Annotated in this window: 23 protein-coding genes and 2 riboswitches; of the genes, 5 read left to right on the top strand and 18 right to left on the bottom strand. The window is 68.7% G+C overall.

Annotated elements, in window-relative coordinates; all coding sequences use genetic code 11:
* Positions 1-15: 15 nt before the first annotated feature.
* The 5 genes from dapC to ACU6RU_RS05045 are packed head-to-tail and all read right to left on the bottom strand — an operon-like array spanning position 16 to position 2,902.
* Positions 16-1,122, bottom strand: coding sequence for a succinyldiaminopimelate transaminase (dapC, locus tag ACU6RU_RS05065; RefSeq protein WP_446726057.1), 1,107 nt, complete (start codon positions 1,120-1,122; stop codon positions 16-18).
* Positions 1,119-1,445 (bottom strand): ferredoxin, encoded by a 327-nt coding sequence (gene fdxA / locus ACU6RU_RS05060; RefSeq protein ID WP_094261453.1) that lies wholly within the window; start codon positions 1,443-1,445, stop codon positions 1,119-1,121. The genes dapC and fdxA overlap by 4 nt, the downstream gene beginning before the upstream one ends.
* Before the next feature lie 9 nt (positions 1,446-1,454).
* Positions 1,455-1,856 (bottom strand): histidinol dehydrogenase, encoded by a 402-nt coding sequence (locus ACU6RU_RS05055; protein WP_120262502.1) that lies wholly within the window; start codon positions 1,854-1,856, stop codon positions 1,455-1,457.
* 9 nt (positions 1,857-1,865) lie between these two features.
* Positions 1,866-2,180, bottom strand: a complete 315-nt coding sequence (locus ACU6RU_RS05050; protein ID WP_120262501.1) for an AzlD domain-containing protein — start codon at positions 2,178-2,180, stop codon at positions 1,866-1,868.
* Positions 2,177-2,902 (bottom strand): AzlC family ABC transporter permease, encoded by a 726-nt coding sequence (locus tag ACU6RU_RS05045; RefSeq protein WP_446726056.1) that lies wholly within the window; start codon positions 2,900-2,902, stop codon positions 2,177-2,179. The genes ACU6RU_RS05050 and ACU6RU_RS05045 overlap by 4 nt, the downstream gene beginning before the upstream one ends.
* A 49-nt stretch (positions 2,903-2,951) precedes the next feature.
* Here ACU6RU_RS05045 and ACU6RU_RS05040 point away from each other — a divergent pair, with 49 nt between their 5' ends.
* Positions 2,952-3,293 carry a DUF2200 domain-containing protein gene (locus ACU6RU_RS05040; RefSeq protein WP_120262499.1) on the top strand — a complete coding sequence of 114 codons (342 nt, stop codon included), beginning with the start codon at positions 2,952-2,954 and terminating at the stop codon, positions 3,291-3,293.
* A gap of 81 nt (positions 3,294-3,374) precedes the next feature.
* Here ACU6RU_RS05040 and typA read toward each other — a convergent pair whose 3' ends face one another.
* From typA to ACU6RU_RS04990, 10 genes are all read right to left on the bottom strand, one after another.
* Complete coding sequence (gene typA, locus ACU6RU_RS05035; RefSeq protein WP_446726055.1) at positions 3,375-5,288, bottom strand: translational GTPase TypA; 1,914 nt, start codon at positions 5,286-5,288, stop codon at positions 3,375-3,377.
* Positions 5,289-5,396: 108 nt separating this feature from the next.
* Positions 5,397-7,052, bottom strand: coding sequence for an ABC transporter ATP-binding protein (locus tag ACU6RU_RS05030; RefSeq protein WP_289329634.1), 1,656 nt, complete (start codon positions 7,050-7,052; stop codon positions 5,397-5,399).
* Complete coding sequence (locus ACU6RU_RS05025; protein ID WP_120262496.1) at positions 7,049-8,092, bottom strand: ABC transporter permease; 1,044 nt, start codon at positions 8,090-8,092, stop codon at positions 7,049-7,051. Before ACU6RU_RS05025 ends, ACU6RU_RS05030 begins: the two co-directional genes overlap by 4 nt.
* Entirely contained in the window at positions 8,089-9,609 is a 1,521-nt protein-coding gene (locus ACU6RU_RS05020; protein WP_120262495.1) for an ABC transporter permease, read from the bottom strand. The genes ACU6RU_RS05025 and ACU6RU_RS05020 overlap by 4 nt, the downstream gene beginning before the upstream one ends.
* 112 nt (positions 9,610-9,721) lie before the next feature.
* A complete protein-coding gene (locus ACU6RU_RS05015; RefSeq protein ID WP_120262494.1) occupies positions 9,722-11,446 on the bottom strand; it encodes an ABC transporter substrate-binding protein in 1,725 nt (574 codons plus the stop codon).
* A 269-nt stretch (positions 11,447-11,715) separates the two neighbouring features.
* On the bottom strand, positions 11,716-12,270 hold the full coding sequence (locus tag ACU6RU_RS05010; protein ID WP_446726054.1) for a PH domain-containing protein: 555 nt from the start codon (positions 12,268-12,270) through the stop codon (positions 11,716-11,718).
* A gap of 10 nt (positions 12,271-12,280) precedes the next feature.
* Complete coding sequence (locus tag ACU6RU_RS05005) at positions 12,281-14,005, bottom strand: dipeptide ABC transporter ATP-binding protein (RefSeq protein WP_120262492.1); 1,725 nt, start codon at positions 14,003-14,005, stop codon at positions 12,281-12,283.
* On the bottom strand, positions 14,002-14,952 hold the full coding sequence (locus ACU6RU_RS05000) for an ABC transporter permease (RefSeq protein WP_120262491.1): 951 nt from the start codon (positions 14,950-14,952) through the stop codon (positions 14,002-14,004). The genes ACU6RU_RS05005 and ACU6RU_RS05000 overlap by 4 nt, the downstream gene beginning before the upstream one ends.
* Positions 14,942-15,871 carry an ABC transporter permease gene (locus tag ACU6RU_RS04995; protein ID WP_120262490.1) on the bottom strand — a complete coding sequence of 310 codons (930 nt, stop codon included), beginning with the start codon at positions 15,869-15,871 and terminating at the stop codon, positions 14,942-14,944. The genes ACU6RU_RS05000 and ACU6RU_RS04995 overlap by 11 nt, the downstream gene beginning before the upstream one ends.
* Positions 15,872-15,988: 117 nt before the next feature.
* Entirely contained in the window at positions 15,989-17,599 is a 1,611-nt protein-coding gene (locus ACU6RU_RS04990) for a peptide ABC transporter substrate-binding protein (protein ID WP_120262489.1), read from the bottom strand.
* Positions 17,600-17,977: 378 nt separating this feature from the next.
* On the opposite strand from ACU6RU_RS04990, the gene ACU6RU_RS04985 reads away from it, so the two are divergent.
* The 4 genes from ACU6RU_RS04985 to ACU6RU_RS04970 are packed head-to-tail and all read left to right on the top strand — an operon-like array spanning position 17,978 to position 21,845.
* Positions 17,978-19,138 (top strand): M24 family metallopeptidase, encoded by a 1,161-nt coding sequence (locus tag ACU6RU_RS04985; protein ID WP_446726053.1) that lies wholly within the window; start codon positions 17,978-17,980, stop codon positions 19,136-19,138.
* Positions 19,139-19,140: 2 nt separating this feature from the next.
* Positions 19,141-20,505: a M20/M25/M40 family metallo-hydrolase gene (locus ACU6RU_RS04980; protein ID WP_446726052.1), complete on the top strand. Its 1,365-nt coding sequence runs from the start codon at positions 19,141-19,143 to the stop codon at positions 20,503-20,505.
* Complete coding sequence (locus ACU6RU_RS04975) at positions 20,502-21,050, top strand: Lrp/AsnC family transcriptional regulator (RefSeq protein ID WP_120262485.1); 549 nt, start codon at positions 20,502-20,504, stop codon at positions 21,048-21,050. The genes ACU6RU_RS04980 and ACU6RU_RS04975 overlap by 4 nt, the downstream gene beginning before the upstream one ends.
* Positions 21,051-21,089: 39 nt before the next feature.
* Entirely contained in the window at positions 21,090-21,845 is a 756-nt protein-coding gene (locus ACU6RU_RS04970) for a CPBP family intramembrane glutamic endopeptidase (protein ID WP_446726051.1), read from the top strand.
* A 109-nt stretch (positions 21,846-21,954) separates the two neighbouring features.
* Here ACU6RU_RS04970 and gcvP read toward each other — a convergent pair whose 3' ends face one another.
* From gcvP to gcvT, 3 genes are read right to left on the bottom strand one after another with little or no spacing between them, the layout of a single operon-like run.
* Complete coding sequence (gcvP, locus tag ACU6RU_RS04965) at positions 21,955-24,834, bottom strand: aminomethyl-transferring glycine dehydrogenase (RefSeq protein ID WP_289329637.1); 2,880 nt, start codon at positions 24,832-24,834, stop codon at positions 21,955-21,957.
* Positions 24,831-25,214: a glycine cleavage system protein GcvH gene (gcvH, locus tag ACU6RU_RS04960; protein ID WP_289329638.1), complete on the bottom strand. Its 384-nt coding sequence runs from the start codon at positions 25,212-25,214 to the stop codon at positions 24,831-24,833. Before gcvH ends, gcvP begins: the two co-directional genes overlap by 4 nt.
* Entirely contained in the window at positions 25,211-26,323 is a 1,113-nt protein-coding gene (gene gcvT, locus ACU6RU_RS04955) for a glycine cleavage system aminomethyltransferase GcvT (RefSeq protein ID WP_446726050.1), read from the bottom strand. The genes gcvH and gcvT overlap by 4 nt, the downstream gene beginning before the upstream one ends.
* A 50-nt stretch (positions 26,324-26,373) precedes the next feature.
* Positions 26,374-26,462, bottom strand: a riboswitch (glycine riboswitch).
* A gap of 1 nt (position 26,463) precedes the next feature.
* Positions 26,464-26,555: riboswitch (glycine riboswitch) on the bottom strand.
* Positions 26,556-26,630 lie beyond the last annotated feature (75 nt).

Here is a 26,630-nt window from a genome sequence, read left to right as displayed (position 1 = left end):
TCGGTAGGAGAAAACCTACGAAACCGCCAGGCGCGCAGCGGCGGATTCGATCCGCTCCTGCGACGCGGTGAGCGAGAAGCGCACGTGGTGCGGAAAGTGCGTCCCGTAGAAGTGCCCGGGACCGGCCAGGATGCCGCGCTCAGCGAGCCACCCGAGTGTCGACCACGCGTCCTCGCCGAGCGTGGCCCAGAGGTAGAGCCCGGCTTCACTGTGATCGATGCGGAACCCCGCTCGTTCCAGCGCCGGACGCAGCACGTCTCGCCGGCGCCGGTACAGCTCCTTCTGATGAGCGACGTGCTCATCGTCGTGAAGGGCTGCGACCATCGCATGCTGAACGGGCAGGGGCAGCATGAGGCCCAGGTGTTTCCGTGCGGTCAGCAGGCTCGCGACGATCGTCGCATCGCCGGCGAGGAACGCCGCGCGGTAGCCCGCGAGATTCGACTGCTTGCTGAGCGAGTAGACCGAAAGAACTCCCCCGAGGTCGCCGTCGCAGACGCGCGGATCGAGGATGCTGGGCACGGTGTCGTGCGCCCACGGGCCGTCCCAACCGAGCTCGGCGTAGCACTCGTCCGAGACCACGACGGCACCGAGCTCGCGCGCGCGAGCCACGATCCCGCGCAGCTCCGCGACATCGAGCACGCGCCCGTCGGGGTTGCCGGGCGAGTTCACCCACACCAGCCGGGTGCCCTCCGGGAAGTCGGCGGGGTCGTCGGCGGCGACGGGCGTGGCACCAACGAGGCGCGCTCCCACCTCGTACGTCGGATACGCGGCGCGCGGGTGCACGACGACATCCCCCGCGCCGAGGCCGAGCAGCAGCGGCAGCAGTGCCACGAGCTCCTTCGACCCGATGGTGGGGAGCACGTTGGCCGGGGCCAGTCCGGCAACGCCGCGGCGGCGCTCGTACCACTGCACGATCGCCTCGCGCAGCGCCGGCGTCCCGACGGTCTGCGGGTAGGCATGGGCGTCGGTGGCTGCGCGCAGAGCCTGCGCCACGATCTCGGGCGTCGGGTCGACGGGCGAGCCGATCGAGAGGTCGACGATGCCGTCGGGGTGGCGTCGGGCCTGTTCGGCGTACGGCGCGACGGCATCCCAGGGGTAGTCGGCGAGGTCGCGGACGCTCAATGCCCCTCCCCCTGCGGCGGCAATGCGGCCACGAGGGGGTGGTCCTTCGCGATGACGCCGACCTTCGCGGCGCCACCCGGAGATCCGAGATCATCGAAGAACTCGACGTTCGCGGTGTAGTAGTCCTGCCACTCGGCGGGCAGGTCGTCTTCGTAGTAGATCGCCTCGACGGGACACACCGGTTCGCATGCGCCGCAGTCGACACACTCGTCCGGGTGGATGTAGAGCGAGCGCTCGCCCTCGTAGATGCAGTCCACGGGGCACTCGTCGATGCAGGCGCGGTCCTTCACGTCCACGCACGGGAGGGCGATCACATAAGTCACACGACGAGTCTAGTTCGTGCGATCGGAGGCGGCGGCCCTGCGCGCGCCCGCGAACGAAGGCCACCCGACGACGACGGCGATCATGATCGGCAGCGCGAACGTCCAGATCAGGCCCGTGCTCAGCTGGCCTTCCGGCGGAGCCGGCACCACGACCGATCCGCCCGGTCCGCGGCCGGAGAAGACGACGGTGGCGACGAGGGCACCGAGACCGCAGGCCAATGCCGCCCAGCGATCGCTCGTGAGCAGCCGCAGGCCGGCGACCAGAGCGGTGATGCCGGCGGTCGCGACGATCAGCCCGATGGGAAGCACGCCCCAGACGTACGCCTGGGTGATGGTCCCGGCGACACCGTAGACGGCCCCCGCGACAGCGGCGACGAGCCATCCCGCCATGCGGGACCAGGTCTGAGTCACCGAGCCAGTCTAGGCGGCCCACCCCCACGCTCGAAGCGCCGCCGCCACGAGGGCGGCCACCGCCACCACCGCGAGGAACGGCGCTCGCAGAGCGAGAAGCATCGCGGCGGCCACGACGGCGGGTACCCGCGCGTCCACGACGATCGCGGTGCCGGCACCGAGGGTCTGCACGACGACGAGAGCCGACAGGAGGGCGATCGTCAGCTGATCGATGATGCGCTGCGCGCGTTCGCCGTCGAACCATCGCGGCGGAAGCAGGTAGCCCAGGGCTTTCAACGCCACGCAGATGATCGACGCGACGAGGATGCCGGTCCAGGGGGTCATCGCGCCTCCCCCGCCTTCGTCTTCTCGGAATCCGTGTCCGGTGAACGTCTGCCCGGCAGCACCGCGGCGACCATGATCGCGACGGCACCGGCGATGAGCACGGGGATGCCGGGCATCGTGAGGGGCGTGGCGACACCTGCGACGACACCCGCGGCGATCCCGACCACGATCGCCTCCATCCGGCGCAGCCGTGGCCACAGCAGTGCGAGGAAGGCCGCGGCGGCGGCCGCGTCGAGACCGTAGGCACGCGGATCGCCGAGGATGTCGCCGAGCAGAGCCCCGAGGAGCGTGAAGAGGTTCCACCCGACATAGATGCCCACCCCGGTCACCCAGAAGCCGATGCGCCGCGCGCGAGCGCCTGATTGGGCGAGCGCGACGGCCGTCGACTCGTCGATCGTGAAGGGGAACGCGCTCAGCCGCCGCGCGATACTGCCGCCGACCACCGGCGCCATGCGCAGACCGTAGGCCACGTTGCGGACGCCGAGAAGTGCAGCGGAGGCGATGGCTGCGGGCAGGGCGGCCCAGCCGCCGGTGGCGATGACGCCGACGAACGCGAACTGCGACCCGCCCGTGAACATCAGGAGACTGAGCACGCAGGTCTGCCAGACGTCGAGCCCCGCGGCGACGCCCAGCGCACCGAACGACACGCCGTAAGCGCTCGTCGCGACCGCCACCCCGATCCCATCGCGCCACGCGCGCCGCGTCGCGGCATCCTGCTCCATCGCTCCGATGCTATCGACCCGTCCCGCCGACGCCGGATACCCTGACGGAATGAGTCGCGTGTTCACGATGAGTGTCGCGTCGGTCTACGTCCACTACGTGGCCAAGGCGGAGCGGAAAGGCCGGACGCGCGCCGACGTCGATGAGGTGACGCGCTGGCTCACGGGCTTCTCGCAATCAGAGCTCGAGGCCCATTTGACCGCCGGGACGACGTTCGAGGATTTCTTCGCCGCGGCGCACCTGAACCCGGAGGCCACGAAGATCACCGGCGTCATCTGCGGCATCCGGGTCGAAGAGATCGACGACCCGCTGATGCAGAAGATCCGCTACCTCGACAAGTTGGTCGACGAGGTCGCGCGCGGCAAGCAGATGTCGCGCATTCTGCGGGGCTGAGCGCCGCCCGGGCACCGACGCCACGACCCCGGAGGCCGTGGTCGGCGCTCCGGGGTCGCGGGCGATGCGGCTGAGCCGTGATCAGGCGTTGGCATCCTGACGCTTGAGGCGCGCGGTGGCCCGCGCGCGGTCGGTCGCCGCGAGGACGACCTTGCGGATGCGCACCTTCTCGGGTGTGACCTCGACGCATTCGTCGTCGCGGGCGAACTCGAGCGACTCCTCGAGGGTGAGCACGCGCGGCGGGGTCATCGACTCGAAGGAGTCGGAGGTCGACGAACGCATGTTCGTGAGCTTCTTCTCCTTGGTGATGTTGACGTCCATGTCGTCGGCGCGGGAGTTCTCGCCGATGACCATGCCCTCGTAGACCTCTTCGGTGGGCTGCACGAAGAAGCTCATGCGCTCCTGGAGGGCGATCATCGCGAAGGGCGTCACGACGCCCGAGCGGTCGGCGACGATCGAGCCGTTCTGACGGGTCGTGATCGAGCCGGCCCAGTCGTCGTAGCCGTGCGAGATGGCGTTGGCGATGCCGGTGCCGCGCGTGATCGTGAGGAACTCGCTGCGGAAGCCGATCAGACCGCGGGAGGGGACGACGAACTCCATGCGCACCCAGCCGGTGCCGTGGTTGCTCATGCCGTCCATCCGCCCCTTGCGCGCCGCCATGAGCTGCGTGATCGCACCGAGGTGCTCTTCGGGGGCATCGATGGTCAGGTGCTCGAACGGCTCCTTGAGCTTGCCGTCCTCGCCGCGCTTGGTGACGACCTGGGGCTTGCCGACGGTGAGCTCGAAGCCCTCGCGGCGCATGTTCTCGACGAGGATCGCCAGAGCGAGCTCGCCGCGGCCCTGAACCTCCCACGCGTCGGGACGTCCGATGTCGACGACCTTCAGCGAGACGTTGCCGATCAGTTCGCGGTCGAGCCGGTCCTTGACCATGCGCGCCGTGAGCTTGTGGCCCTTGACCTTGCCCATGAGGGGCGAGGTGTTGGTGCCGATCGTCATCGAGATCGCCGGGTCGTCGACCGTGATCGCCTTGAGCGGCCGCACGTCTTCGGGATCGGCGATGGTCTCGCCGATCGTGATGTCGGGGAAGCCCGCGATGGCGACGATGTCACCGGGGCCGGCGTCGTCGGCCGGGAAGCGCTCGAGGGCGCGGGTCTTCAGCAGCTCGGTGACGCGGGCGTTGCTCGTCGTGCCGTCCGCGCGCACCCATGCGACGGTCTGCCCCTTCTTCAGCGTGCCGTTGAAGACGCGCAGCAGGGCGAGGCGGCCGAGGAACGGGCTCGAGTCGAGGTTGGTGACCCACGCCTGCAGCGGCGCCTCGTCGTCGTAGGACGGAGCCGGAACGTGCTCGAGGATGGCCTCGAAGAGCGGCTCGAGGTCGTCGTTGTCAGGCAGTTCGCCGTTGCCGGGACGGTTGCGCGACGCGGCGCCCGCGCGACCCGAGGCGTAGACGACCGGGACGTCGAGCAGCGCGTCGATGTCGAGATCGGGGACGTCGTCCGCGAGGTCGCCGGCGAGGCCGAGCAGCAGGTCGTGCGCTTCTTCCTCGACCTCCGCGATGCGGGCGTCGGGGCGGTCGGTCTTGTTGACCAGCAGGATGACGGGGAGCTTGGCCTCGAGCGCCTTGCGCAGCACGAAGCGGGTCTGCGGGAGCGGACCTTCCGACGCGTCGACGAGCAGCACCACACCGTCGACCATCGACAGGCCGCGCTCGACCTCGCCACCGAAGTCGGCGTGGCCGGGGGTGTCGATCACGTTGATCGTGACCGGCACGTCGGTGTGCACGCCGTTGTAGGTGATCGCCGTGTTCTTGGCGAGGATCGTGATGCCCTTCTCACGCTCGAGATCGTTGGAGTCCATCGCACGTTCCTCGACGTGCGCGTGTTCTCCGAACGAGCCGGTCTGGCGGAGCATGGCATCGACGAGCGTCGTCTTGCCGTGGTCGACGTGCGCGACGATCGCGACGTTGCGGAGGTCAGGACGAAGGGCATGCGCCATGAAGGGGGTCCTCAGGATGAAGGGAAAACGCCGGGATGCCGACGGGACAGTTTAACGCAGGCGCCCTGCGAGTTCGCGGGGCGCCTGCGGAGAGGCCGGGGTCGGGCCTCAGGAGGCGTCGAGAGCCGCGCGACGCTCTTCTCTGCGCCGACGCTGTTCGACCGGATCGGGCACAGGAGATGCGGCGAGCAGCTCGCGCGTGTACGACTCGCGGGGCTGCAGCAGCACCTGCGAGGTCGGACCCTGCTCGACGGTCCGGCCCGACTTGAGCACGAGGATCTGATCCGAGAGCTGGTCGACGACTGCGAGGTCATGGCTGACGAGGATGCAGGCGAACGAGTAGGTCTCCTGCAGCTCCTTCAGCATGTCGAGCACCGCGGCCTGCACCGAGACGTCGAGAGCCGAGGTCGGCTCGTCGGCGACGAACAGCTTCGGGCGCAGCGTGAGGGCTCTCGCGATCGACACGCGCTGCCGCTGACCGCCCGACAGCTCGTGCGGGTAACGCTCGAGGACATCGCGCGGCAGCCGGACGGCGTCGAGCAGCTCGCGCGCGCGGTCGAGCCGCTCGGCCTTGGTACCGACGCGATGAATCGCCATCGGCTCGATGATGCAGTCGCCGATCGGGAAACGCGGGTCGAGCGAGGCCGCCGGGTCCTGGAACACCACCCCGATCTCGCGCCGCACGTTCTTCGCGTTGCGCCCGCGGAGCTTGGCGAGGTCCTGGCCGCCGAGGCGCAGAGTGCCGTCGGCGATGGGCATGAGGCCCAGCACGGCGCGCGCGATCGTCGACTTGCCCGATCCCGACTCGCCGACGATCCCGAGGACTTCGCCGGCGGCGAGGTCGAACGACACATCCTCGACCGCACGGAAGGTCTTGCCCCGACCGGCGTACTCGAGGACGAGCCCCTTGGCCTCGAGCACGACGTCGCGCGACGCGCTCATCGCGGCCCTCGAGGTCAGCTCGGGGTCGAGGCGCGGGACCGCCGCGAGAAGCTTCTTCGTGTACGGATGCTGCGCCCGCGTGAGGACATCCTCGACCGCGCCGACCTCGACGAGGTCGCCCCGATACATCACCGCGACGCGGTCCGCGATGTCGGCCACGACACCCATGTTGTGCGTGATGAGGAGGATGCCGGCGTCGGTCTCGTCCTTGAGTCGCCGCAGCAGGTCGAGGATCTCGGCCTGCACCGTGACGTCGAGGGCGGTCGTCGGCTCGTCGGCGATGATGACCTTCGGGTTCAGGGCGATCGCCATCGCGATGACGATGCGCTGACGCTGCCCGCCCGAGAACTGATGCGGATACTGTTTGATCCGCCGCTCAGGCTCCGGGATGCCGACGATCCGCAGCAGCTCGATGGACCGATCGCGCGCGTCTTCGCCGTAGGCGACGTCGTGCAGCTCGAAGATCTCGGTCAGCTGACGCTCGATCGTCAGCACCGGGTTGAGTGCCGTCATGGGCTCTTGGAACACCATGGCGATCTCGCTCGCCCGGAGCTTGCGCATCTGTTCGTTCGGCATGCCGATCACCTCGGTCTCGCCGACGGTGACCGAGCCGCGCACGATCGCGTTCTCGGCGAGGAGACCCATCGCGGCGAGCGAGGTGACCGACTTGCCCGAGCCCGACTCGCCGACGACGGCGACGACTTCGCCCGGCGCTACGTCGAGCGAGATGCCTTTGACAGCATCGACGTCTCCGGAGCCCGTCAGGAACGTGACCGAGAGGTCGGTGAACTTCAGTGCGGTTCGCGTGGCGGTGACGCTCATGCGCGGTTCCTCCTCTTGATCTCGCGGCGCACGCTGCGCGACTGCCGCGGGTCGTACGCGTCACGGATGCCGTCACCCAGGAAGTTGATCGACAGGGCGATCGCCAGGATCATCATTCCGGGCCACCAGAACAGCCACGGACGGCTCGTGAAGCTGCCCTGGTACTGGCTGATCAACAGACCGAGAGAGGTCTCCGGGGGCTGCACGCCGAAGTTGAGGAACGACAACGAGCTCTCCAGAAGAATTGCTCCCGCGATCGCGAACGTGGCATTGACGGCGATGACCCCGATGACGTTCGGGATGAGGTGACGGAAGATGATGCGCGCTCCCCCGGCACCCGAGGCGCGGGCTGCGAGGACGAAGTCGCGCTCGCGGAGCGACAGCACTTCACCGCGCACGAGACGGGCGAGCCCGGTCCAGGTCAGCAACGAGAGCAGGAACGCGAGCAGGATCGGGTTCTTGCCGAGGTTGCCCGCGATCTGACCGACGACGGCCGCGAGGGCGAGCAGCGGGATGACGATGAACAGGTCGGTGATGCGCATCAGCACGGAGTCGACCCAGCCGCGGTAGTACCCCGCGACGGCCCCGATCACGGTGCCGATGACCGTCGACGAGATGCCGAGAACGAGCCCGAGCAGGATCGAGCGCTGCGTGCCCATCATGGTCAAGGCGAAGAAGTCCTTACCGGTGTTCTCCTGACCGAACGGGTGCTCGCCGATGTGGATGCCGTCGCCCCCGAGCCATTCCGGGATGAGACTCAACGTCGGGAGGCCGCCGTTGACGACGTCGCCCGCGGCGCGGTAGTCATAGGGCCACCACCCCGGGATGCCGGCGAAGCCGACGGAGGTGAAGCTCAGCAGGGTCAGGAAGATCAGCACGACCGCGGAGATCGTCGCCGCGCGGTGGCGCAGGAAGCGCCCCCACACGATCCGGGCCTGCGAGCGAGGCGCCGCGGTGCTCTTGGCGAGAGCTGCGTCCTCCGCCTCGGCGACCGAGAGCACCGACGTCGTGGTCGGGACGTTGTCGTTCGGGTTCGTCATACTCGGATCCTCGGGTCGATGACGGCATAGAAGATGTCCGCCAGCATGTTGAAGACGATCGCGGCCAGGCCGGTCACGAGGAAGAAGGCCATGACCGGGTTCGGGTCGACCTGGGCGAGACCGGTGGAGAAGAGGTCGCCCATGCCCTTCCAGCCGAAGACGCGCTCGGTGATGACCGCGCCGCCGATGAGGCCCGCGAAGTCGAACGCGGCGATCGTCGCGATCGGGATCAGAGCGTTGCGGAACGCGTGGCGGAAGATCACCAGTCGCTCGGGCACGCCCTTGGCCCGCGCCGTGCGGATGAAGTCCTGGTTTCCGACCTCGAGCATCGACGTCCGCGTGTAGCGGCTGTACGAGGCGAGCGAGATCACCGTCAGAAGCAGCGTCGGCAGCAGCATCTGCGTGCCGATGTCGAGGAACGTCTGCCAGAACGTCCCGTCGAAGTTCGGCGTCTGAGCGCCGATCGTCGAGATGGGCCGCGGCTTGCGCTGCAGGAATGACGGCCAGACGCGGAACAACGAGTCGACGACGGTGAGCAGGGCTCCGCCGAAGATCGTCACGAACGCGACGACGGTCGCCGGGCCGCGGAAACGCCCGCCGAAGAAGCGTCCGATGACGAACGGCACGACGATGGCCAGAAGTGCGCCGGCGGCGAGGACGCCCCAGTTCATGTAGTAGATGAACACGTTCGTCAGTGCCAGATGCATCACCACCACGAGCCCGGCGCTGGACAGGCCCACGACCAGGACCCGCCGGTTGTGCAGACCGACCGACGCCACCGTCGCGCTCAGCGCGAGCAGGACGGTCAGGACGGCCACGCCGATGATGGTCAGGCGCGGCTCACGGAACGCATTGGTCGCGAGCATCAGCGACAGCGCGACGCCGATGAAGACCGTGGTGAAGGCGAAGGTGACCGCGCGACGCTTGAACGAGCCACCGCCGAAGACCTGCACCACGAAGCCGATCAAGACGGATATCACGATGATCTGGACGGGTGACAGCTGCGGATCGCGGATCCAGTCGTTGTACCCGATCGCGAGGTACTCCTTGAAGAGCACCGCGGCCCAGAACACCGGCAGCGAGAAGAAGAGGAAGGTGGCGAAGGTCACGGCGTAGTCGAGGCCCGAGTACTGCCGGATAGCCGTCACGATACCGATCGCGATGCCGATGATGAGGGCCAGCACGGTGGCCAGGAGAACGAGCCTCAGCGTCGAGGCCGCCGCCTGCCCGACGAGTGTCGACACTTCGACGCCCTGTCGGGTGAGGCCGAGATCGCATTGCCCGATGAGGCATTTGCTCGCCCCGAGCAGCCAGGTGAGATACCGGGCGAACCAGGGCTGGTCGAGGTTCATGTATTCGATACGCCGGGCGATCAACTGCTCGCGGTTGTCCGCGTTGCTCTCGCGGAGGTCGGCGAGCGGGTCGCCGGAGTTGATCGTGAGGACGTACATCAGGAGGGATGCGGCGAGCATGATGCCCACCGCGGCCGCCAGACGGCGGATGATGAATTTCAGCACGGAAGTCGAGGTCCCTTGGTCGTACGCGGGGCACCTATGTGCCCCTCACGGGAGTGTGGGCCGTCACCGCAGCGACGGCCCACACTCTGGACGTGTCAGAGACAGAATACGTTTATTCTGCGCGCGACCACTTCTCGGCGTTCCACATGATGCCGGTCTGGCCCACGGAGTGCTGAGCGTTCTGGATGTCGGCGGCCGCAGCGTCGACACCGGGGTGAGCGAACAGCGGGATGCCGAACAGGTCGTCCCACAGCTGCTTCTCGATGATCTTCGTCTGCTCGAGGTGCACCGACTCGTCGAGGCTCGTCACCAGCGTCTGCCACGCCTGGTCGACGACCGGGCTCGAGTAGCCGCCGTAGTTCTGCGGCTTGTCGGTGGCGTAGATGTTCTGGCCCGAGGTGATCTGGCCGGAGCCGGCCCAGGCGAACAGTGCCACGTCGTAGTCGCCGCGCTCCTGGGTTCCGCCGGGCTGGAAGAAGTCGGCGTTGCCGACGTCCTGGATGTCGAAGCCGGCCTGGTCGCAGGACGACTTGATGAGGGCGACCTCGTCAGCGCGACGCGGGTTGGGCGCCGAGTAGCCGATACGGACGACCGTGCCGGCAGCACCGGCGGCGTCGACGAGGGCCTTGGCCTCTTCGAGGTTCGGCTCGTCGTAGCGGCCGTCGTAGGCAGCCGAGACGACCTCGTCGTAGTTCTCCTGGAACGGGAACACCTCGCGGGCGTTCATGACCTCGGCGTCGGCGCTCACGGGCTTGATGAGGTTGTCGACGATCTGCTGGCGCGGAACGCACATCGCGAACGCCTGGCGCAGCTCGAGGCTGTTCGCGAGCGACGCGTTGCCCTTGAAGTTGAAGTCGAGGTGCTCCCACGTCAGGGTCTGGCCGGTCAGCAGCTGAGCGGCGTCGCCGAGCTCCTCGATCTGCGAGACGGTGTCGACCGAGGGCTGCGGGGCGATGACGTCGAGGTCACCGTTCTGCAGCGCCTGGACCATTGCGTCCTGCTCGACGAAGCGGATGACGAGCTCGTCATTGGCCGCGGGCTCGCCGTAGTAGTTCTCATTGCGCTTGAGGGTCACCGACTGTCCGGCCTCCCACGACGAGAGCACGTACGGACCGGAGCTGGGGATGAGCGCCTCGTCCGGCAGAGTGCCGGGCGCGGTGTTCCATCCGGTGTTCCAGAAGTCGGCCGCGTCGGCGAGAGCAGCCGCGTCGCCGCCGCGGATCGCCTCGACGAGCTCCTCGGTCGACAGGCCGCCCTGCTCGGCGACGACGTGCGCGGGGCTGAGCAGCCAGGTCTGGATCTGCCAGTCGGGGTCGGGCGCGGCGAACTCGACGGTGAACGACTTCGCGTCGGCGTCACCCTGCGGGCCCGCGGGAACGGTGTCGCCCAGGTCCTGCGAAACGGAGTTGAAGAGGGGGCCCTCGGCGCCGGCGAGGTTCGGGTTCTGCACGCCCCACGCGAGAACGGCGTCGGCGACCGTGATGGGCGTGCCATCCGACCACTTCGCGTCATCGGCGATGGTGTACTCGACGACCATCGGGTCTTCGGAGATCAGCTCATACGAGCCCAGGTCGGCGTTGGGCTGAATGGCCCCGACCTCGTCGAAGTAGCTGAAGCCCGCGAGGAGCCGGTCCACGATCGCGGAGTTGTACGTCGAGTACGTCTCCGGCGTGAAGCCGTTGTAGCTGATGAAGTCGTTCGGACCGACCGAAACGGCGATCGACTGGCTCGTCGAGTTCGCCTCCTGGTCGCCGCCGTCCGCCGGCGCGCAGCCGGCGACGACGAGCGCCAGGGCTGCGGCGCTCGCGGCCGCCATGGAGATACGCGTAAAACGCATTCCCACTCCTGTTCTCTTGATGATCCGGGCGACGGAAGACCTTTCCGTTCCCCGCTCGGTGACCTGGTCGCCGAGCTCAGATGAGAACTACCCTTGCGTGCGTTCGTTTCCAACGTGTTGCGCGAAACGAGTTCGTTAGCAAAATGTGTCCTACGCATGCCGCCGACGGCGTACGCCTTGCTCATTGCGAAGCGGCGGGGCTGAGCACTTGTGCACCCTCGCTGCATCCGCGCAGGAGGGTGACCCGACTCCGGCCGCGCGAGCGGTGATCAGCCGCCGAAAACGAGCGCGATCGCCGCCCACACGACGATCACCGCGAGCGGGATCAGCACGGCACGGTTCCAGGAGCGGGTGATGGGCTCTGCGGGTGCTTCCGAGGCGTTCTCATCCCACGCGGCGCGGATCTCTTCGATCTCTCTCACCGCGGTCGGCATCTTCGCTGCTTCTTCGCGCACGCTCGACCAGGCGCCGCGTCCGACGCGCGCCGGTCTGCTCGGCGACGGCCCGCCGAAGGCCGCGATGGACCGCCCGTCGACGGTGTCTACGGTGACCTGCCAGCGCAGCCGGATGTCGCTCACCGCCGGCCACGGGACCCGTGTCACACGGAGCGGGTTCGCGATCGCGATCGCCCGCTCGTCGGTCGCCACGTACGGAGCGTAGAGCAGCGTATAGATCAGCCACACCGCGAGAAGAACCCACGGCGCGAGCAGCAGCCCCTGCACTACGCCGCCCCGCACGAAGGCGTCCCCGAGGAGGAAGGCACCGAGCAGACCGGCGCCGACGACCGCGATGGTCGCCGACGCCGGACGGTAGGTCTTGCTCATGCCGGGCTGCTCAGACGCCGAACTGGAATCCCGCACCGGGGATGGCCGCGAGCAGTTCGCGCGTGTAGTCCTCCGTCGAGTGATCGAACACCTCGTCGGTGGTCGCCGACTCCACGAGCCGGCCCCGGCGCATGACCGAGACGTTGTCGGCCACGAGACGCACGACCGCGAGATCGTGCGTGATGAAGAGGTACGTCAGGTCGAGTTCGGTCTGCAACTCGGTGAGCAGGTTCAGGATCTGTCCCTGCACGAGCACGTCGAGCGCCGACACGGCCTCGTCGAGCACGAGCACGTCCGGCTTCAGCGCCAGGGCGCGAGCGATCGCGACTCGCTGGCGCTGACCGCCCGAGAGCTCGCTCGGATACCGGTCCTTCGCCGCCGTCGGAAGCGACACCTGGTCGAGCAGTTCGCGTACGCGTGCCGACCGTTCCTTCTGGCTGCCGAACTTGTGCACGCGCATGGGCTCGGCGATCGTGTCGCCGACACTGTACTGCGGGTCGAGAGTTCCATACGGGTCTTGGAAGACCGGCTGGACACGACGGCGGAAGGCGAGCTCTTCGGCGCGGTTGAGCCCACCGAGCTTCTTGCCGTCGAAGTGGATCTCGCCCGAGGTCAGTCGCTCCAGCTGCAGGAACAGCTTCGCCAGAGTCGACTTGCCCGACCCCGACTCGCCGACGATCGCGGTCGTCGTCCCCTTGGCCACCTGGATGCTGACGTCATCGACCGCGACGATCTCCTTCGAGGAGAGCCCGCCGGTCCGCACCTTGTAGACGCGTCGCGCGTTACGGATGTCGATGAAGTCGCTGCGAGCGGCGACGGACTCCGCCTCGGCTTCGCGCTCCTCTGCCCGGGCGAGGAACTCCTCCCCGGCGCCGAACACGTCGACGTCCTCGTGGTGACGCACGGCTTGGATGCGGCGTGAGGCGAGGCTCGGCGCGGCCGACACGAGCCGCTTGGTGTACGGGTGCTTGGGGTCGGCGAGGATCTCCTGCGACGGCCCCGACTCGACCACGCGGCCGCGGTACATCACGACGAGGTGCTCGGCACGCTCGGCGGCGAGTCCGAGGTCGTGGGTGATGAACAGCACCGAGGTGCCGAAGTCGGACGTGAGGGAGCCCAGGTGGTCGAGGATCTGGCGCTGGACCGTCACGTCGAGAGCCGACGTCGGCTCGTCGGCGATGAGAAGCTTCGGGCGGGCCGACAAGCCGATCCCGATGAGCGCACGCTGGCGCATTCCGCCGGAGAACTGGTGCGGGTACTGCCGCATCCGATCCTCGGCATCCGGAAGACCGGCTTCGGTGAGCACCTCGACCGCGCGGTCGCGGACGGCTGCCCGTCCCGTTGCGCTGCGGTTCGACCGGACGGCCTCGCGAACCTGGAAGCCCACGGTCAGCACGGGGTTGAGGTTCGACATCGGGTCCTGCGGGACGTAACCGATCTGGGCTCCGCGCACGGCCTGCAGCTCACGGTTCGTCAGCGCCGCGAGATCGCGGCCCTCGAACATGATCTGACCGTCGGTGATGCGTCCGGTTCCGGGGAGCAGACGGATGATCGCCTGCGCGGTGGTGGACTTGCCGGAACCAGACTCGCCCACGATCGCCACCGACTGGCGCGGATAGATCGTCAGGTCGACGCCACGGACGGCGGGAACGAGCCCGGCCTTCGTCTGGAACCCGACGTGGAGGTTGCGGATGTCCAGCAGCGGCGTGGCATCCGAGGACGTGGTGTCGCTCATCGGCGGGCACGCTCCTTCGGGTCGAGGGCGTCGCGCACGACGTCGCCCAGCATGAGGAAGGACAGGACCGTCACCGACAGCGCGGCAGCGGGGTAGATCAGCACCATCGGGCTCGTGGTGAGCGACTGACGCGCGGAGTTGATGTCGTTGCCCCAGCTCATCACCGTGCCGGGCAGGCCGATGCCGAGGAACGACAGGGTCGCCTCGGCGACGATGAACGTGCCGAGCGAGACGGTGGCCACGGCGATCACCGGAGCGATCGCGTTGGGCAGGACGTGACGCAGCAGGACGCGCCACCGCGAGACGCCGAGGGCGATGGACGCCACGACGTAGTCCGCCTGCTTCGCCGTCAGGACCGCACCGCGCATGATGCGGGCGATCTGAGGCCACGCGAACACGGCGATGACGAGGGCGACGACGAGCGGCGTCCGGTCGGGGACGACCGACATGAAGACGATGGCACCGAGGACCGTGGGGATGGCGAAGAAGATGTCGGCCACGCGCGAGAGGATCGCGTCGAGGATGCCGCCGTAGTACCCGGCGAGGGCGCCGACGACGGAGCCGAAGATCGTGACCATCAGCGTCGCGATGAAGCCGACCATGACCGACGACTGCGTTCCGTAGATCACGCGGGCGTAGACATCGCAGCCCTGACGGGTGAACCCGAAGATGTGTCCGGGACGCGGCCCGGCGTTGCTGTCGGCCAGCTGACAATTCGCGGTCGGCGACACAGGCGAGAAGAGCCCGGGGAACATCGCGACGAAGAGGATCAGCACGATGAGGACGGCCGAGACCCAGAACATGGGTCGGCGGCGCATCGACTGCCACGCGTCGCTCCAGACGGTGCGCGGCTTGTCGTCGGTCGAGACCGCGTCGATCGCCTGGAGCGGCGTCTCCTCTTCGGGAGCGACGAAGTGTTCCTGATTCCGGCGGAGATTACTTGGCATAGCGGATCCTCGGGTCGAGCCAGGCGTACAGGAGGTCGACGAGCAGGTTCGCCAGCATGATGATGATGACCATGATGGCGACGAAGGACACGACGGTGGGCCCCTCCCCGATCGTGATGGCGCGATAGATCGTGCCGCCGACGCCGTTGATGTTGAAGATGCTCTCGGTGACGATCGCCCCGACCATGAGCGATCCGAGATCGACGCCGAGGTAGGTCACGACCGGAACGAGCGAGTTGCGGAGCACGTGCACCGTGACGACGCGCGGGCGGCTGAGGCCTTTCGCCGTCGCCGTGCGGACGAAGTCGGCGGAGAGATTCTCGGCGACCGATGAGCGGGTGAGCCGGACGATGTAGGCGAACGAGACCGTCGCGAGCACGATCGCCGGCAGGAGGAGCTCGTTCCAGGGCGCACCCGCACTGACGGTGGTGCGGAACCACCCGAGTTGGATGCCGAGGACGTACTGCAAAACGAAGCCGATGACGAAGGTCGGCACAGAGATGAGGAGCAGGCTGACGACCAGGGCGGTGGCGTCGAAGAGCTTGCCCTTGCGCAGGCCCGCGATGAGACCGACGACGATGCCGAAGACCGCTTCGATTGCGAGGGCGAGGACCGCCAGTCGCAGCGTGATCGGGAACGCCTGAGCCATCACGTCGATGACGGGACGGCCCGAGAACGTCGTGCCCCAGTCGCCCTGCAGCAGCGCCCCGATGTACAGGAAGTACTGCACGATGAACGGCTTGTCGAGGTTGTACTGCGCCCTCACCGCCTCGATGACGGCGGGAGACGGTTGACGCTCGCCGTACAGGGCGGCGATCGGGTCTCCCGGCAAGAGGAAGACGAGGGCGTAGATGAGAAGGGTCGCCCCGAAGAAGACGGGGATCAGCTGCAGCAGCCGTCGACCGATGAACCAGAGCATCGACGAATAGTTCCTAAATGGGTTCGGGTAGTGAGGGCGAATAGGCCCCGGTCAGCACGGTGTCCGGGACGCGAATGCGCCCCGGACACCGTACTCGATGATCGCCTGGAGCCGAACTCAGCCCTTGGTGACCTGGTTGTACAGCGGCACCGAGTCCCAGCCGAAGACGACGTTGTCGACGCCCTCGCCCCAGACACCGACGGCGTTCTGGTACCACAGCGGAACGCTGGGCAGATCGCGCATCAGGATCTCCTGAGCCTGCTCGTACAGGCCGGCCGCGTCCTCGATGGACGGAGCCGATGCGGCCTGCGTCAGCAGCTGGTCGAACTCGGGGTTGGTGTAGCCCTCGTAGTTCGAGCTCGCGCCGGTGCTGTACTGCGCCGACAGGAAGTTACCCTGCGACGGGTAGTCGGCCTGCCATCCGGCGCGGGTGGCGCCGGTGAGGGTGCCGGACGTGCGCAGGTCGAGCGCAGCGGCGAACGTCGGCTGCGGTGAACCAACCGCCTCGATACCGAGCGTGTTGGCGATGCTGTTCGCGACAGCATCCACCCAAGCCTGGTGGCCGCCATCGGAGTTGTACGTGATGGTGAACGGTCCGGCGTACGGGCTGATCGCCTCGGCCTCGGCCCACTTCGCCTTCGCCTCTTCGGGGTTGTACTCGAGAACCTCGGAGCCGGGCAGGTCGTCGCTCCAGCCCTCGACGACCGGCGACGTGAAGTCGGTGGCCGGCGTGCGCGTGCCCTGGAAGATCGTGTCGGTGATCTCTTCCCGGTTGATCGCCATCGAGATGGCGGCGCGACGGAGCTGACCCTCTTCGTCGTTGCCGAAGTTCGGCAGGTAGAAGGGGATGTTGAAGCCCTGGAAGATCGCGGCGGGCTGGTTGACCGAACGCTCCGGGAAGTCCGTCTCGTAGGTCGCGAACGCGGTGTCGGGAACGGTGTCGAGCACGTCGAGGTTGCCGCCCTGCGCGTCGGCGTAAGCCGACTCGAGAGAGGTGTAGAAGACGATGTTCAGACCGTCGTTCTTGACCTCGCGCACACCCTTGTAGTCGGGGTTCGGAACGAGGTTGATGCCCTCGTTGTGGCGCCAGGCGCCCTCGCCGTCGAGCATGTACGGGCCGTTGCCGACCGGGTTCTCGCCGAACGCCTCGAGGTCTTCGAAAGCGACGGACGGCAGCGGCATGTAAGCCGTGTAGCCGAGACGCAGCGGGAAGTCGGCGTCGGGAGCCTTGAGCGTGACCGTGAAGGTCATGTCATCGACGACCGCGAGGCCCGTCGGGGCGGTGCTGCCGTCGTCGGACGCACCCTCGATCGTGTAGAACCAGTACGCGCCGTTCTCGTCCTGCGCACCGGCGGTCCAGGTGTCGACGAAGGTCTTCGCGGTGATCTCCTCACCGTTGCTGAACTTCCAGCCGTCGGCGACGGTGATGGTCCACACCACGTTGTCGTCGCTTTCGATCGAGGAAGCGACCTCGTTCTCGATCGTGCCGTCCGCCTTGTAGCTGACCAGACCCGCGTACATCGAGGTGAGGATGCGGCCACCGCCGGTCTCGGTGGTGCCGAAGGTCAGCAGCGGGTTCTGCGGCTCGGTGCCGTTCGTGGTGATGATCGCGGAGGCGTTGGAGCCCCCGCCCGTGTTGCTGTCGCCGCCGGCCGAGCAACCGGCCAGCGTGAGCGTGACGGCGGACACCAGCGCGATCGCGCCGACTCCCCAACGTCGTCTCGACATGTTTCCTCCTGGGTGACGGGTACGCGCTCACGGTGGACGGTGGTGAAGACACACCGGTGTCCGGAGCACGGGATATACCCCCGACGATAAGCGCGAGCCGCCCCTGTGACCGCATCCAGGCCCAAACCGTTACATGTCGGCAACAATCGCGGCGGCGGGGTTGTCATCCTGCGTCGGCTGCGTGTCGATGCCTGCGCGGTGCGTCATCCGGGGCACCGAGACCGCTCCGACACAGCCCAGGAAGGGGCTTACTAAGTATGGCGACAGGAATTGCGTACCTTCGATAGCAAGGTGAATCTGTTCGGTAACAGCTCTGATGTAATGTCGGGACATCTCGGTCTCGCACTCGGCGGGACACCCGATCCAAGGAGAGCCGCTGTGGTGGACGACGCCATCCTCATCTACGCGAGCACGCTGGCAGCCGACATGCGCCACGTCATCCCCCACGACGTGCACGACCCGTTCCTCTACATCGAGATCGCGGGAGCGCCGCACGTGGCGATCAAGTCGCTCGAAGCGGCACGCATGCGCGACGTCCCGGGCATGACGGTCTTCCCGCTCGATGAGCTCGGCTTCGACGAGTTCCGTGCGGCCGGCCAAGACCCCGACCTCGCCGAGCTCTCCACCCTGGTCGCCGCCTGCCGCCGTCTGGGCGTGACCGGCGCCGCCGTGCCGCCCACCTTCCCGCTCGAGGTCGCCGACCACCTGCGCGCCAACGGCATCGACGTGCGTGTCGACCGCGACCTCTTCGTCCAGCGTCGGCGCGTGAAGACTCCGCACGAGCTCGCCGGCATCCGCCGTGCGCAGGTGGCCGCGGAAGCGGGTGTCTCGCTCGTCGCCGACGCGATGCACCGCTCGACGGTCGCAGCAGACGGCGGGCTCATGCTCGACGATGTGCCGCTCACGTGCGAGGACCTCAAGGACCGCATCCGCTCGGTCTTCCTGCGCAACGGGTGCGAAGACGCCGGCATGATCGTCGCCCACGGCGCGCAGACCTGCATCGGTCACCACGCGGGGTCAGGACAGATCTTCGAGGGCGAGCCCGTGACCGTCGACATCTGCCCGCGCGACATCGCCTCGGGCGGCAACTCCGACATGACCCGCACGTTCGTCAAGGGCGACATCGACGACGAGCTCGCGTTCTACTACGACATCGTCAAGAAGTCGTTCGACGCGACGCTGGCCGCGATCCGCCCCGGTCTGCCGGTGGCCGAGCTCCACCGCATCTCGTGCGAGCCGATCGAAGCCGCGGGCCAGCCCACCCAACTGACCAAGAAGCCCGGCGAGGTGCTCGACGAGGGCTACTTCCATTCGCTCGGGCACGGTGTGGGGCTCGAGGTCCACGAGCCGCCGAGCCTCAACCAGAACGATGCGGTCCTCGTCGCCGGCGACGTCATCGCCATCGAGCCGGGCTGCTATCGGCAGGGCTTCGGCGGCGTTCGCCTGGAGGACATCGTGCTCGTGACCGAGGACGGCTACGAGCTCATCTCGGACTACCCCTACGACCTCGTTCCGGTGTCGTTGCCCCGAGGCAAGTGACGATGGGTCGCGACCCGCGGATCGACGAGGCCGCCGACACCATCGTCGCGAGCTGGCAGGAGGTGTGCCGGTTCCCCACGGTCGCCGGTCGCCTGGATGCCATCGCGGCGGCGGCGGACTGGATCGAGGAACGACTCGCTCCGCTGATGGACCGCGTCGTGCGCTACGAGATCCCCGACTACGGCCCCGTCGTCGTCGGCTTCCGCGCCGGAGCCAGTGACGCATCGCTGCTGCTGTACAACCACTACGACGTGCAGCCCGAGGGCGACCCGTCGCGCTGGTCGTCGCCGCCGTACGCCGCCGAGATCCGAGACGGCGCGATGTACGCGCGCGGCGCGTGCGACGACAAAGCAGACGTCGCCGGGCGTCTTGCCTCGCTGCGCCTCTGGATCGACGAGCACGACGGACGCACACCCTTCGGGGTCATCTATCTCGCCGACCCGTGCGAAGAGATCGGCAGCCCGGGCCTCGGAGAGGTACTCGCCGCGCACGCGGCAGAGCTCCGAGCAGATGCGTGCCTGTGGGAGAGCTACCTGCGCGAGGAGGACGGCCGCCCCGCCGTCGGCTTCGGGTGCCGCGGCTCGCTCGAGATCGAGCTCTCTCTCGACATCCTCGCCTCGGCGCAGCATCCCTCGTACTCGTCGATCCTGCGGTCCGCACCGCTCGAGCTGATGGCGGCCATCTCGTCGATGCGCACCGAAGACGGCCGGATCGCCGTCGCCGGCGTGCGCGACGACGCCCTCGTCCCCGACGAGCGGGCACGTCACCGCACCGCGGACATCACACTGCCCGGACCGTCGATCGCGCGCGACGGAGTCTCGCCGTACCTTCCCGGCACGGACTCGGAGCTCTCGACCCGCTTCGTGTTCGAACCCTCGATGAGCCTCTCGGGCTTCGACCTCGATGACGGAGTGCGTCAGAGCATCCCGGCGTCGGCGACGGCTCGCGTGCGCTTCGGGCTCGTCCCGGGGATGCGGCCCGAGCGCGTGGTGGCCGCCGTGCGGACGCACCTCGCGGAACGGCATCCGGATGTCGCGGTCTCCGTGATCCGCGCACTCGCGCCCGCCTACTCGCCCGTGGAATCGGCCTTCGGCGAAGCCGTCGTGCGCGCCGCCGGACGCGCGTTCGGCGCGGAGGCGGTCGTCTACGACGTGATGACCGGGGCAGGACCCGGGGCACTGTTCCTCGAGCACCTCGGCGCGCCGATCATCTCCCCCACCGGCACCCTGCGACCCGCCGGAAACATGCACGGCTACGATGAGCACGGCTACGTCGAGGATTTTCTCGATCACGTGCAGTTCACGCTCGACGTCTTCCGAGAGCTCGAACGAAGTGGCTTCGCCGACACCGCCCGGGGAGGGGCATGACGACCGACCCAGCGCGACTGCGCTCTCTGCTCGAGCCCGAACGCGACGTGCTCGAGATCGACGACATCGACCGGCGCATCCTCCATCGCCTTCACGAGGACGCACGGGCGTCGATGCGCAGCATCGCGGCGGAGGTAGGAATGTCGGCCCCGGCCGTCGCCGAGCGGATCGCCCGCATGGAGCGAGGTCACGTCATCCGGCGACACACGATCGAACTCGACTGGGCGGCACTGGGCTACCCGATGCTCGTGGTGATGCCGCTGCGCCTGACAGGCGACGCAGACGCCGCCACGGTCCTGAGCGCGCTGAAGGCGATCGACGCGATGACCGAGGTCATCGTGCTGGCCGCCGGGTACGACCTCATGGCGCGGTTCCGCGTGCGGGACCATGCCGACTTGCAGCGGCTGCTCGTCGAAGAGGTCTGGCCCATCCCGGGGATCGACCGCGTCGAGACCATGCTCGCCATCGGCCGTCTCGCCGATCCCGAACCGCTGCAGCACGTGCTGGCGACCGAGACTCCCGCGCGCAAACGGCGCCGCCCGTGACGCCCCACCCCCGGGCCTAACATCGACCGGGGAGGAACAATGACGCACGTGTCGCGGAGTCGGCTCTGGTGGGAGATCGCCCTCGTCCTGGCGGTCTCCGTGGGCCGTTCGGCCTTCTTCTCGGTGCTGTCGTTCCTGCAGGCCGTGACGAGCGAGGTGAGCCTGGGCGACCAGTCGACCTCGCTCAACCCGGGCGCCGCGACGGCGGATCCCTGGTCAGTGGTCTCGCAGGTCTTCTCGAATCTGTTCAACCTGGCCCCGGTGGCGCTGGCGATCTACTTCCTCTGGGAGCCGGGCCGGTCGGCGCTGCGCCGCATCGGCCTGGACTTCCGGATGTTCGGGAGGGATGCCGGCGCCGGCATCCTGCTCGTCGCCCTCATCGGCGTCCCCGGCCTCGGCCTCTACGCCCTCGGGCGCGCGCTCGGCATCACCGTCCAGGTCGGCGCGGCTCCGCTCGACGGCGGGTGGACGGCCGTCCTCCTCCTCGCCCTCGCCGCGTTGCGCGCGGGCCTCACGGAAGAGGTCATCTTCATCGGGTATCTGTTCGACCGGCTGCGGCGGCTCGGCTGGAGCACGTGGGCGATCATCCTGTCGACGGCGGCGCTGCGCGGCCTGTACCACGCGTACCAGGGCATCGGTCCGATCTTCGGCAACATCGCGATGGGCGTGGTCTTCGGATGGGTGTACCACCGCTGGGGCCGGGTGATGCCGCTCGTGGTCGCCCACGTCGTGATCGACCTCGTCGCCTTCATCGGCTATCCGCTGGCCGCATCGTGGTGGCCCGGTCTCTTCTGAGCCCCGCACCCTGACCCCGAGCCCGACGAGAACGCACCGTCCCGCCGAGCACGCACCTCGGAGGGTACGTGCTCGGCGAAACGGTGCGCTCTCGCGAAGCGGCCCGGCGTCAGGCGAACGCCTCCGGGGGCGGGCAGGCGCACACGAGGTTGCGATCGCCGTAGGCCTGGTCGATGCGTCGCACCGGCGGCCAGTACTTGCCCCGCACGAGCGAACGGACGGGGTAGACCGCCTCCTCGCGCGAGTACGCATGCGACCACTCCGACGCGACTGCCGCCTCCGCCGTGTGCGGGGCGCCGACGAGCGGGTTGTCGTCGGCGGGCCACTCCCCCGAGGCCACGCGCTCGGCTTCGGCGCGGATGGCGATCATCGCCTCGACGAAGCGGTCGATCTCGGCGATGTCCTCCGACTCGGTCGGCTCGACCATCAGCGTCCCCGCCACCGGGAACGACATGGTCGGGGCGTGGAATCCGTAGTCGATCAGTCGCTTGGCGACGTCGTCGACGGTGATGCCGGTCCGCTCGCGCAGCGGACGGAGATCGAGGATGCACTCGTGTGCGACGAGACCCCCTTCGCCCGCGTACAGCACCGGGTAGTGGTCGCGCAGCCGTGCCGCGACGTAGTTCGCCGCGAGCACCGCCGCTCCGGTCGCCTCGCGCAGACCGCGCGCACCCAGCATCCGGACATACGCCCACGAGATGGGAAGGATGGATGCCGAGCCGTAGGGCGCCGCCGAGACGGGGCCGCCATCGAAGACGAAGCCGCCCGCGTGCTCCGCGCGCTGCGCGAACGGATGCGAGGGCAGGAACGCTGCGAGGTGCGCCTTCGCCGCGACCGGACCCACACCCGGTCCGCCACCGCCGTGCGGGATGGCGAACGTCTTGTGGAGGTTCAGGTGCGACACGTCTCCGCCGAGATCGCCGAAGCGGGCGAAGCCGAGAAGGGCATTGAGGTTCGCGCCGTCGACGTACACCTGACCGCCTGCCGCGTGCACGGCCTCGGTGATCGCGAGTACCTCGTGCTCGTACACACCGTGCGTCGACGGGTAGGTGATCATCAGCGCCGACAGCGCCGCGGCATGCTCGTCGATCTTGGCGCGGAGATCGTCGAGGTCGACGTTTCCCGCCTCGTCGCAGGCGACGACCACCACGCGCATGCCCGCCAGCACGGCGGATGCGGCGTTCGTGCCGTGCGCCGACGACGGGATGAGGCAGACCGTACGGTCGTCGTCACCCCGCGAACGGTGGTATCCGCGGATCGCCAGCAGCCCGGCGAGCTCGCCCTGCGAACCGGCGTTCGGCTGCAGCGAGACGGCGTCGTAGCCGGTGACCTCGGCGAGCCACGCTTCGAGCTGGTCGACGAGCTCGAGGTATCCGCGGACGTCGTCGGCGGGCGCGAACGGATGCACGCGCGCGAACTCCGGCCAGGTGACGGCGGCCATCTCGGTGGCGGCGTTCAGCTTCATCGTGCACGACCCGAGCGGGATCATGCCGCGGTCGAGCGCATAGTCGCGGTCGGCGAGACGCTTGAGGTACCGCATCATCGCCGTCTCGGAATGGTGGCTCGTGAAGACCGGATGCGTGAGGTATTCGTCCTCGCGCCGGAGCGAGGCCGGAGCGTGCCGCTCCCGCCACATCGACCCGGCGACGAACGCGAACGCGCGCTGCTCAGGGCCGCCGAAGGCGCGCACGACGGCGTGCAGGTCGCTGACGGTCGTCGTCTCGTCGACCGAGACGCCGACGGTGTCGTCGTCACGGTGCCACAGCTGGTAGCCGAGTTCCCGGGCCGCCGCGACGACCTCGGCAGCCCGGCCGGGCGCCTGCACCGTCAGCGTGTCGAAGAAGGAGTCGTGCTCGACGTCGACACCGGCGTCGGCCAACCATTCGGCGAGGAGGGCCGTGTGCCCGGCGACGGACTCGGCGATGCGCCGGAGTCCCTCGGGCCCGTGATAGACGGCGTACATCGACGCCATGACCGCCAACAGCACCTGCGCGGTGCAGATGTTCGAGGTCGCCTTCTCGCGGCGGATGTGCTGCTCGCGGGTCTGCAGCGACAGGCGGTAGGCCGGGTCTCCCACCGCGTCGACGGAGACTCCCACGAGGCGCCCCGGCAACTGGCGTTCGAGACCGGCACGCACCGCCATGTAGCCGGCGTGCGGGCCCCCGAAGCCCATCGGGACGCCGAACCGCTGGGTCGTCCCGACGGCGACATCGGCTCCGAGCGAGCCGGGCGAGCGCAGCAACGTCAACGCGAGCAGATCGGCGGCGACGACGACGAGACCGCCCGCGGCCTGCACCTCGCCGATGACCGCGCTCGGATCCCATACGCGACCGGACGCCCCGGGGTACTGCACGAACGCCCCGAACACCGGCTCGTCCGACGCGACCGCGGCGGGGGCGCCGGCGAAGTCGACCTCGCGCAGCTCGATGCCCAGCGCCTCGGCGCGATGGCCGAGCAGCGCCTTGGTCTGCGGCAGCGCATCGGCATCGACGAGAAAGACGTCGCCGCGCGACTTCGACGCCCGACGGGCCACCAGCATGCCCTCTACGACGGCCGTGGCCTCGTCGAGCATCGAGGCGTTCGCCGTGGCCAGTCCGGTGAGGTCTGTCACCATCGTCTGGAAGTTGATGAGCGCCTCGAGGCGGCCCTGCGAGATCTCCGGCTGGTACGGCGTGTAGGCGGTGTACCAGGACGGGTTCTCGAGGACGTTGCGCTGGATGACGGCCGGCGTGAAGGTGTCGTAGTACCCCAGGCCGATCATCGGCCGTGCGGCGCGATTGCGCGACGCAAGTTCACGCAGCTCCGCGAGAGCCTCGTGCTCAGCGGCTGCCGCGGGGATGACGCTGTCGGGTACCGCGTCGACCTGGATGGCCGCGGGCACGGCCCGGGTGAGCAGGGCATCGACGTCCGGATAGCCGAGGACATCCAGCATCCGCTGCTGAGCAGCGCCGTCGGTGCCGATGTGGCGGGCGGCGAAAGCGGAGGTCATCGGTCTCCGCCGGTGAGCTCGACGTAGGCGGCGCGGTCGAGCAATGCACCGGCGTCCGCGGGATCGATCTCGATACGCACGAGCCACCCCTCAGCGAACGGCCCGGCGTTGACGAGCGACGGGTCGTCCACGACGGCCTCGTTGATCTCGACGACGGTCCCGCTCAGCGGTGCGTAGAGCTCGCCGACCGACTTCGTCGACTCGATCTCGCCGCACACGGCGTCGGCGGTCACACGGGTTCCCACGGCGGGGAGGTCGACGAACACGACGTCGCCCAGCTTCTCGGCGGCGTAGTCGGTGATGCCGACGGTCGCGGTCGTGCCCGAGAGGTCGACCCACTCGTGCTCGGCGGTGTACTTCAGGGCGTCGAGATCGGTCATTTCTTCCTCCGGTAGAACGGCAGCGGGGTGACGGTGGCGGGGATGCGGGTGCCGCGGACGTCGAGCGCGAGCTCGGTGCCGGGCGCGGCATGTTCGGGCGCGACGTAGGCCATGGCGATCGGGTGCCCGAGCGTCGGGCTCAACGCGCCGCTCGTGACCTCGCCGACGCGCTCGCCGTCGGGGCCGAGCACGGCGTACCCGGCGCGACCGGCGCGGCGTCCCTCCGACACGAGACCGACGAGAACGGGCGCGGATGCCGATGCGCGTTTCGTCAGACCCTCACGGCCGACGAACGCGCCCTTGTCGGCGCCGACCACGCGGTCGAGTCCCGCCTGGGCCGGGGCGACGTCGAGCGAGAGCTCGTGTCCGTAGAGGGGCATCCCGGCCTCGAGCCGCAGAGTGTCGCGCGCGGCCAGCCCGGCCGGCACGAGGCCGAACGGCTCTCCCGCGGCGAGCACGGCATCCCAGAGGGCTTCGGCGGCTGCAGCCGGGATCATCAGCTCGAATCCGTCTTCGCCCGTGTACCCGGTGCGTGCGAGGAGCAGCGGCTCGCCCGCGAACTCGCCGGCGGTCCAGGCGTAGTACCGCGTGTCCGCGAGCGCGACGTCGGCCGTCGACAGGCCCGGTGTAGCCTCGAGCACCGCGAGTGCGGCGGAGCCCTGGACGGCCAGGAGCGCGTACGCGTCGGTGACGTCTCGCACCTCGACGTCCCAGCCTTCGGCCCGTTCCTGCAGCGCAGCCCACACGGGCTCGCGGTTGCCGGCGTTGGCGATGATCAGGAAACGATCGTCGTCGAGCCGGTAGACGATGACGTCGTCGATGATCCCGCCGTCCTCCGCGAGGACGAGCGAGTACTTGGCCTTTCCGACCGTCATCGTCGAGAGGCTGCCGGCGAGGGCGGCGTCGAGGCAGTCGCCGGCGACGGACCCGGTCACCTCGAATTCCGCCATGTGCGAGATGTCGAACAGACCCGCGGCGGTGCGCACGGCATGGTGCTCGGCCAGGTCGGACGTGTAGCGCACGGGCATGAGCCAGCCGCCGAAGTCGGTGAAGGACGCGCCGAGGGCGGCGTGGCGATGGTGCAGGACGGTGGAGCGGGGATCTGACATGAGTTCTCCCGTTGCGGGCGGGCGGCTGCCACGGCTGCGGCATCCGGAACTCCCCCTCTGTCTTGGGCCTGAGAGTTTCACCGGGCGGACCCGGCTTTCACCGTCGGCGGACCCCCGAGGGGATCGCTTTCCAGAGCGGCCGGACGCGCGCGGTACGCGGACCTGAGAGATTGGCGGGGAGGCTTGCTCCTTCGGTGCCCGGATTGCTCCGGGGCTCTCCCGCGTGCGTCATGCGGCCTGTCTTCAGTTGCGCGATCAGCATAGCGTCACCGCGCGAGACCGCGCAGGCGCCGACCGGGTGTGCCGC

It is taken from the genome of Microbacterium sp. F1-18 (assembly GCF_052921305.1).
Note: the sequence above shows the minus strand (reverse complement) of the source record. Positions and strands in the feature narration are given on the sequence as shown.

Coding starts and splice junctions, on each gene's coding strand:
- ACU6RU_RS05050 (WP_120262501.1), bottom strand. CDS start 2,180: ATGACCCCCTGGACCGGCATCCTCGTCGCGTCGATCATCTGCGTGGCG.
- ACU6RU_RS05045 (WP_446726056.1), bottom strand. CDS start 2,902: ATGGAGCAGGATGCCGCGACGCGGCGCGCGTGGCGCGATGGGATCGGG.
- ACU6RU_RS05040 (WP_120262499.1), top strand. CDS start 2,952: ATGAGTCGCGTGTTCACGATGAGTGTCGCGTCGGTCTACGTCCACTAC.
- typA (WP_446726055.1), bottom strand. CDS start 5,288: ATGGCGCATGCCCTTCGTCCTGACCTCCGCAACGTCGCGATCGTCGCG.
- ACU6RU_RS05030 (WP_289329634.1), bottom strand. CDS start 7,052: ATGAGCGTCACCGCCACGCGAACCGCACTGAAGTTCACCGACCTCTCG.
- ACU6RU_RS05025 (WP_120262496.1), bottom strand. CDS start 8,092: ATGACGAACCCGAACGACAACGTCCCGACCACGACGTCGGTGCTCTCG.
- ACU6RU_RS05015 (WP_120262494.1), bottom strand. CDS start 11,446: ATGCGTTTTACGCGTATCTCCATGGCGGCCGCGAGCGCCGCAGCCCTG.
- ACU6RU_RS05010 (WP_446726054.1), bottom strand. CDS start 12,270: ATGAGCAAGACCTACCGTCCGGCGTCGGCGACCATCGCGGTCGTCGGC.
- ACU6RU_RS05005 (WP_120262492.1), bottom strand. CDS start 14,005: ATGAGCGACACCACGTCCTCGGATGCCACGCCGCTGCTGGACATCCGC.
- ACU6RU_RS05000 (WP_120262491.1), bottom strand. CDS start 14,952: ATGCCAAGTAATCTCCGCCGGAATCAGGAACACTTCGTCGCTCCCGAA.
- ACU6RU_RS04995 (WP_120262490.1), bottom strand. CDS start 15,871: ATGCTCTGGTTCATCGGTCGACGGCTGCTGCAGCTGATCCCCGTCTTC.
- ACU6RU_RS04990 (WP_120262489.1), bottom strand. CDS start 17,599: ATGTCGAGACGACGTTGGGGAGTCGGCGCGATCGCGCTGGTGTCCGCC.
- ACU6RU_RS04980 (WP_446726052.1), top strand. CDS start 19,141: ATGGGTCGCGACCCGCGGATCGACGAGGCCGCCGACACCATCGTCGCG.
- ACU6RU_RS04975 (WP_120262485.1), top strand. CDS start 20,502: ATGACGACCGACCCAGCGCGACTGCGCTCTCTGCTCGAGCCCGAACGC.
- ACU6RU_RS04970 (WP_446726051.1), top strand. CDS start 21,090: ATGACGCACGTGTCGCGGAGTCGGCTCTGGTGGGAGATCGCCCTCGTC.
- gcvP (WP_289329637.1), bottom strand. CDS start 24,834: ATGACCTCCGCTTTCGCCGCCCGCCACATCGGCACCGACGGCGCTGCT.
- gcvH (WP_289329638.1), bottom strand. CDS start 25,214: ATGACCGATCTCGACGCCCTGAAGTACACCGCCGAGCACGAGTGGGTC.
- gcvT (WP_446726050.1), bottom strand. CDS start 26,323: ATGTCAGATCCCCGCTCCACCGTCCTGCACCATCGCCACGCCGCCCTC.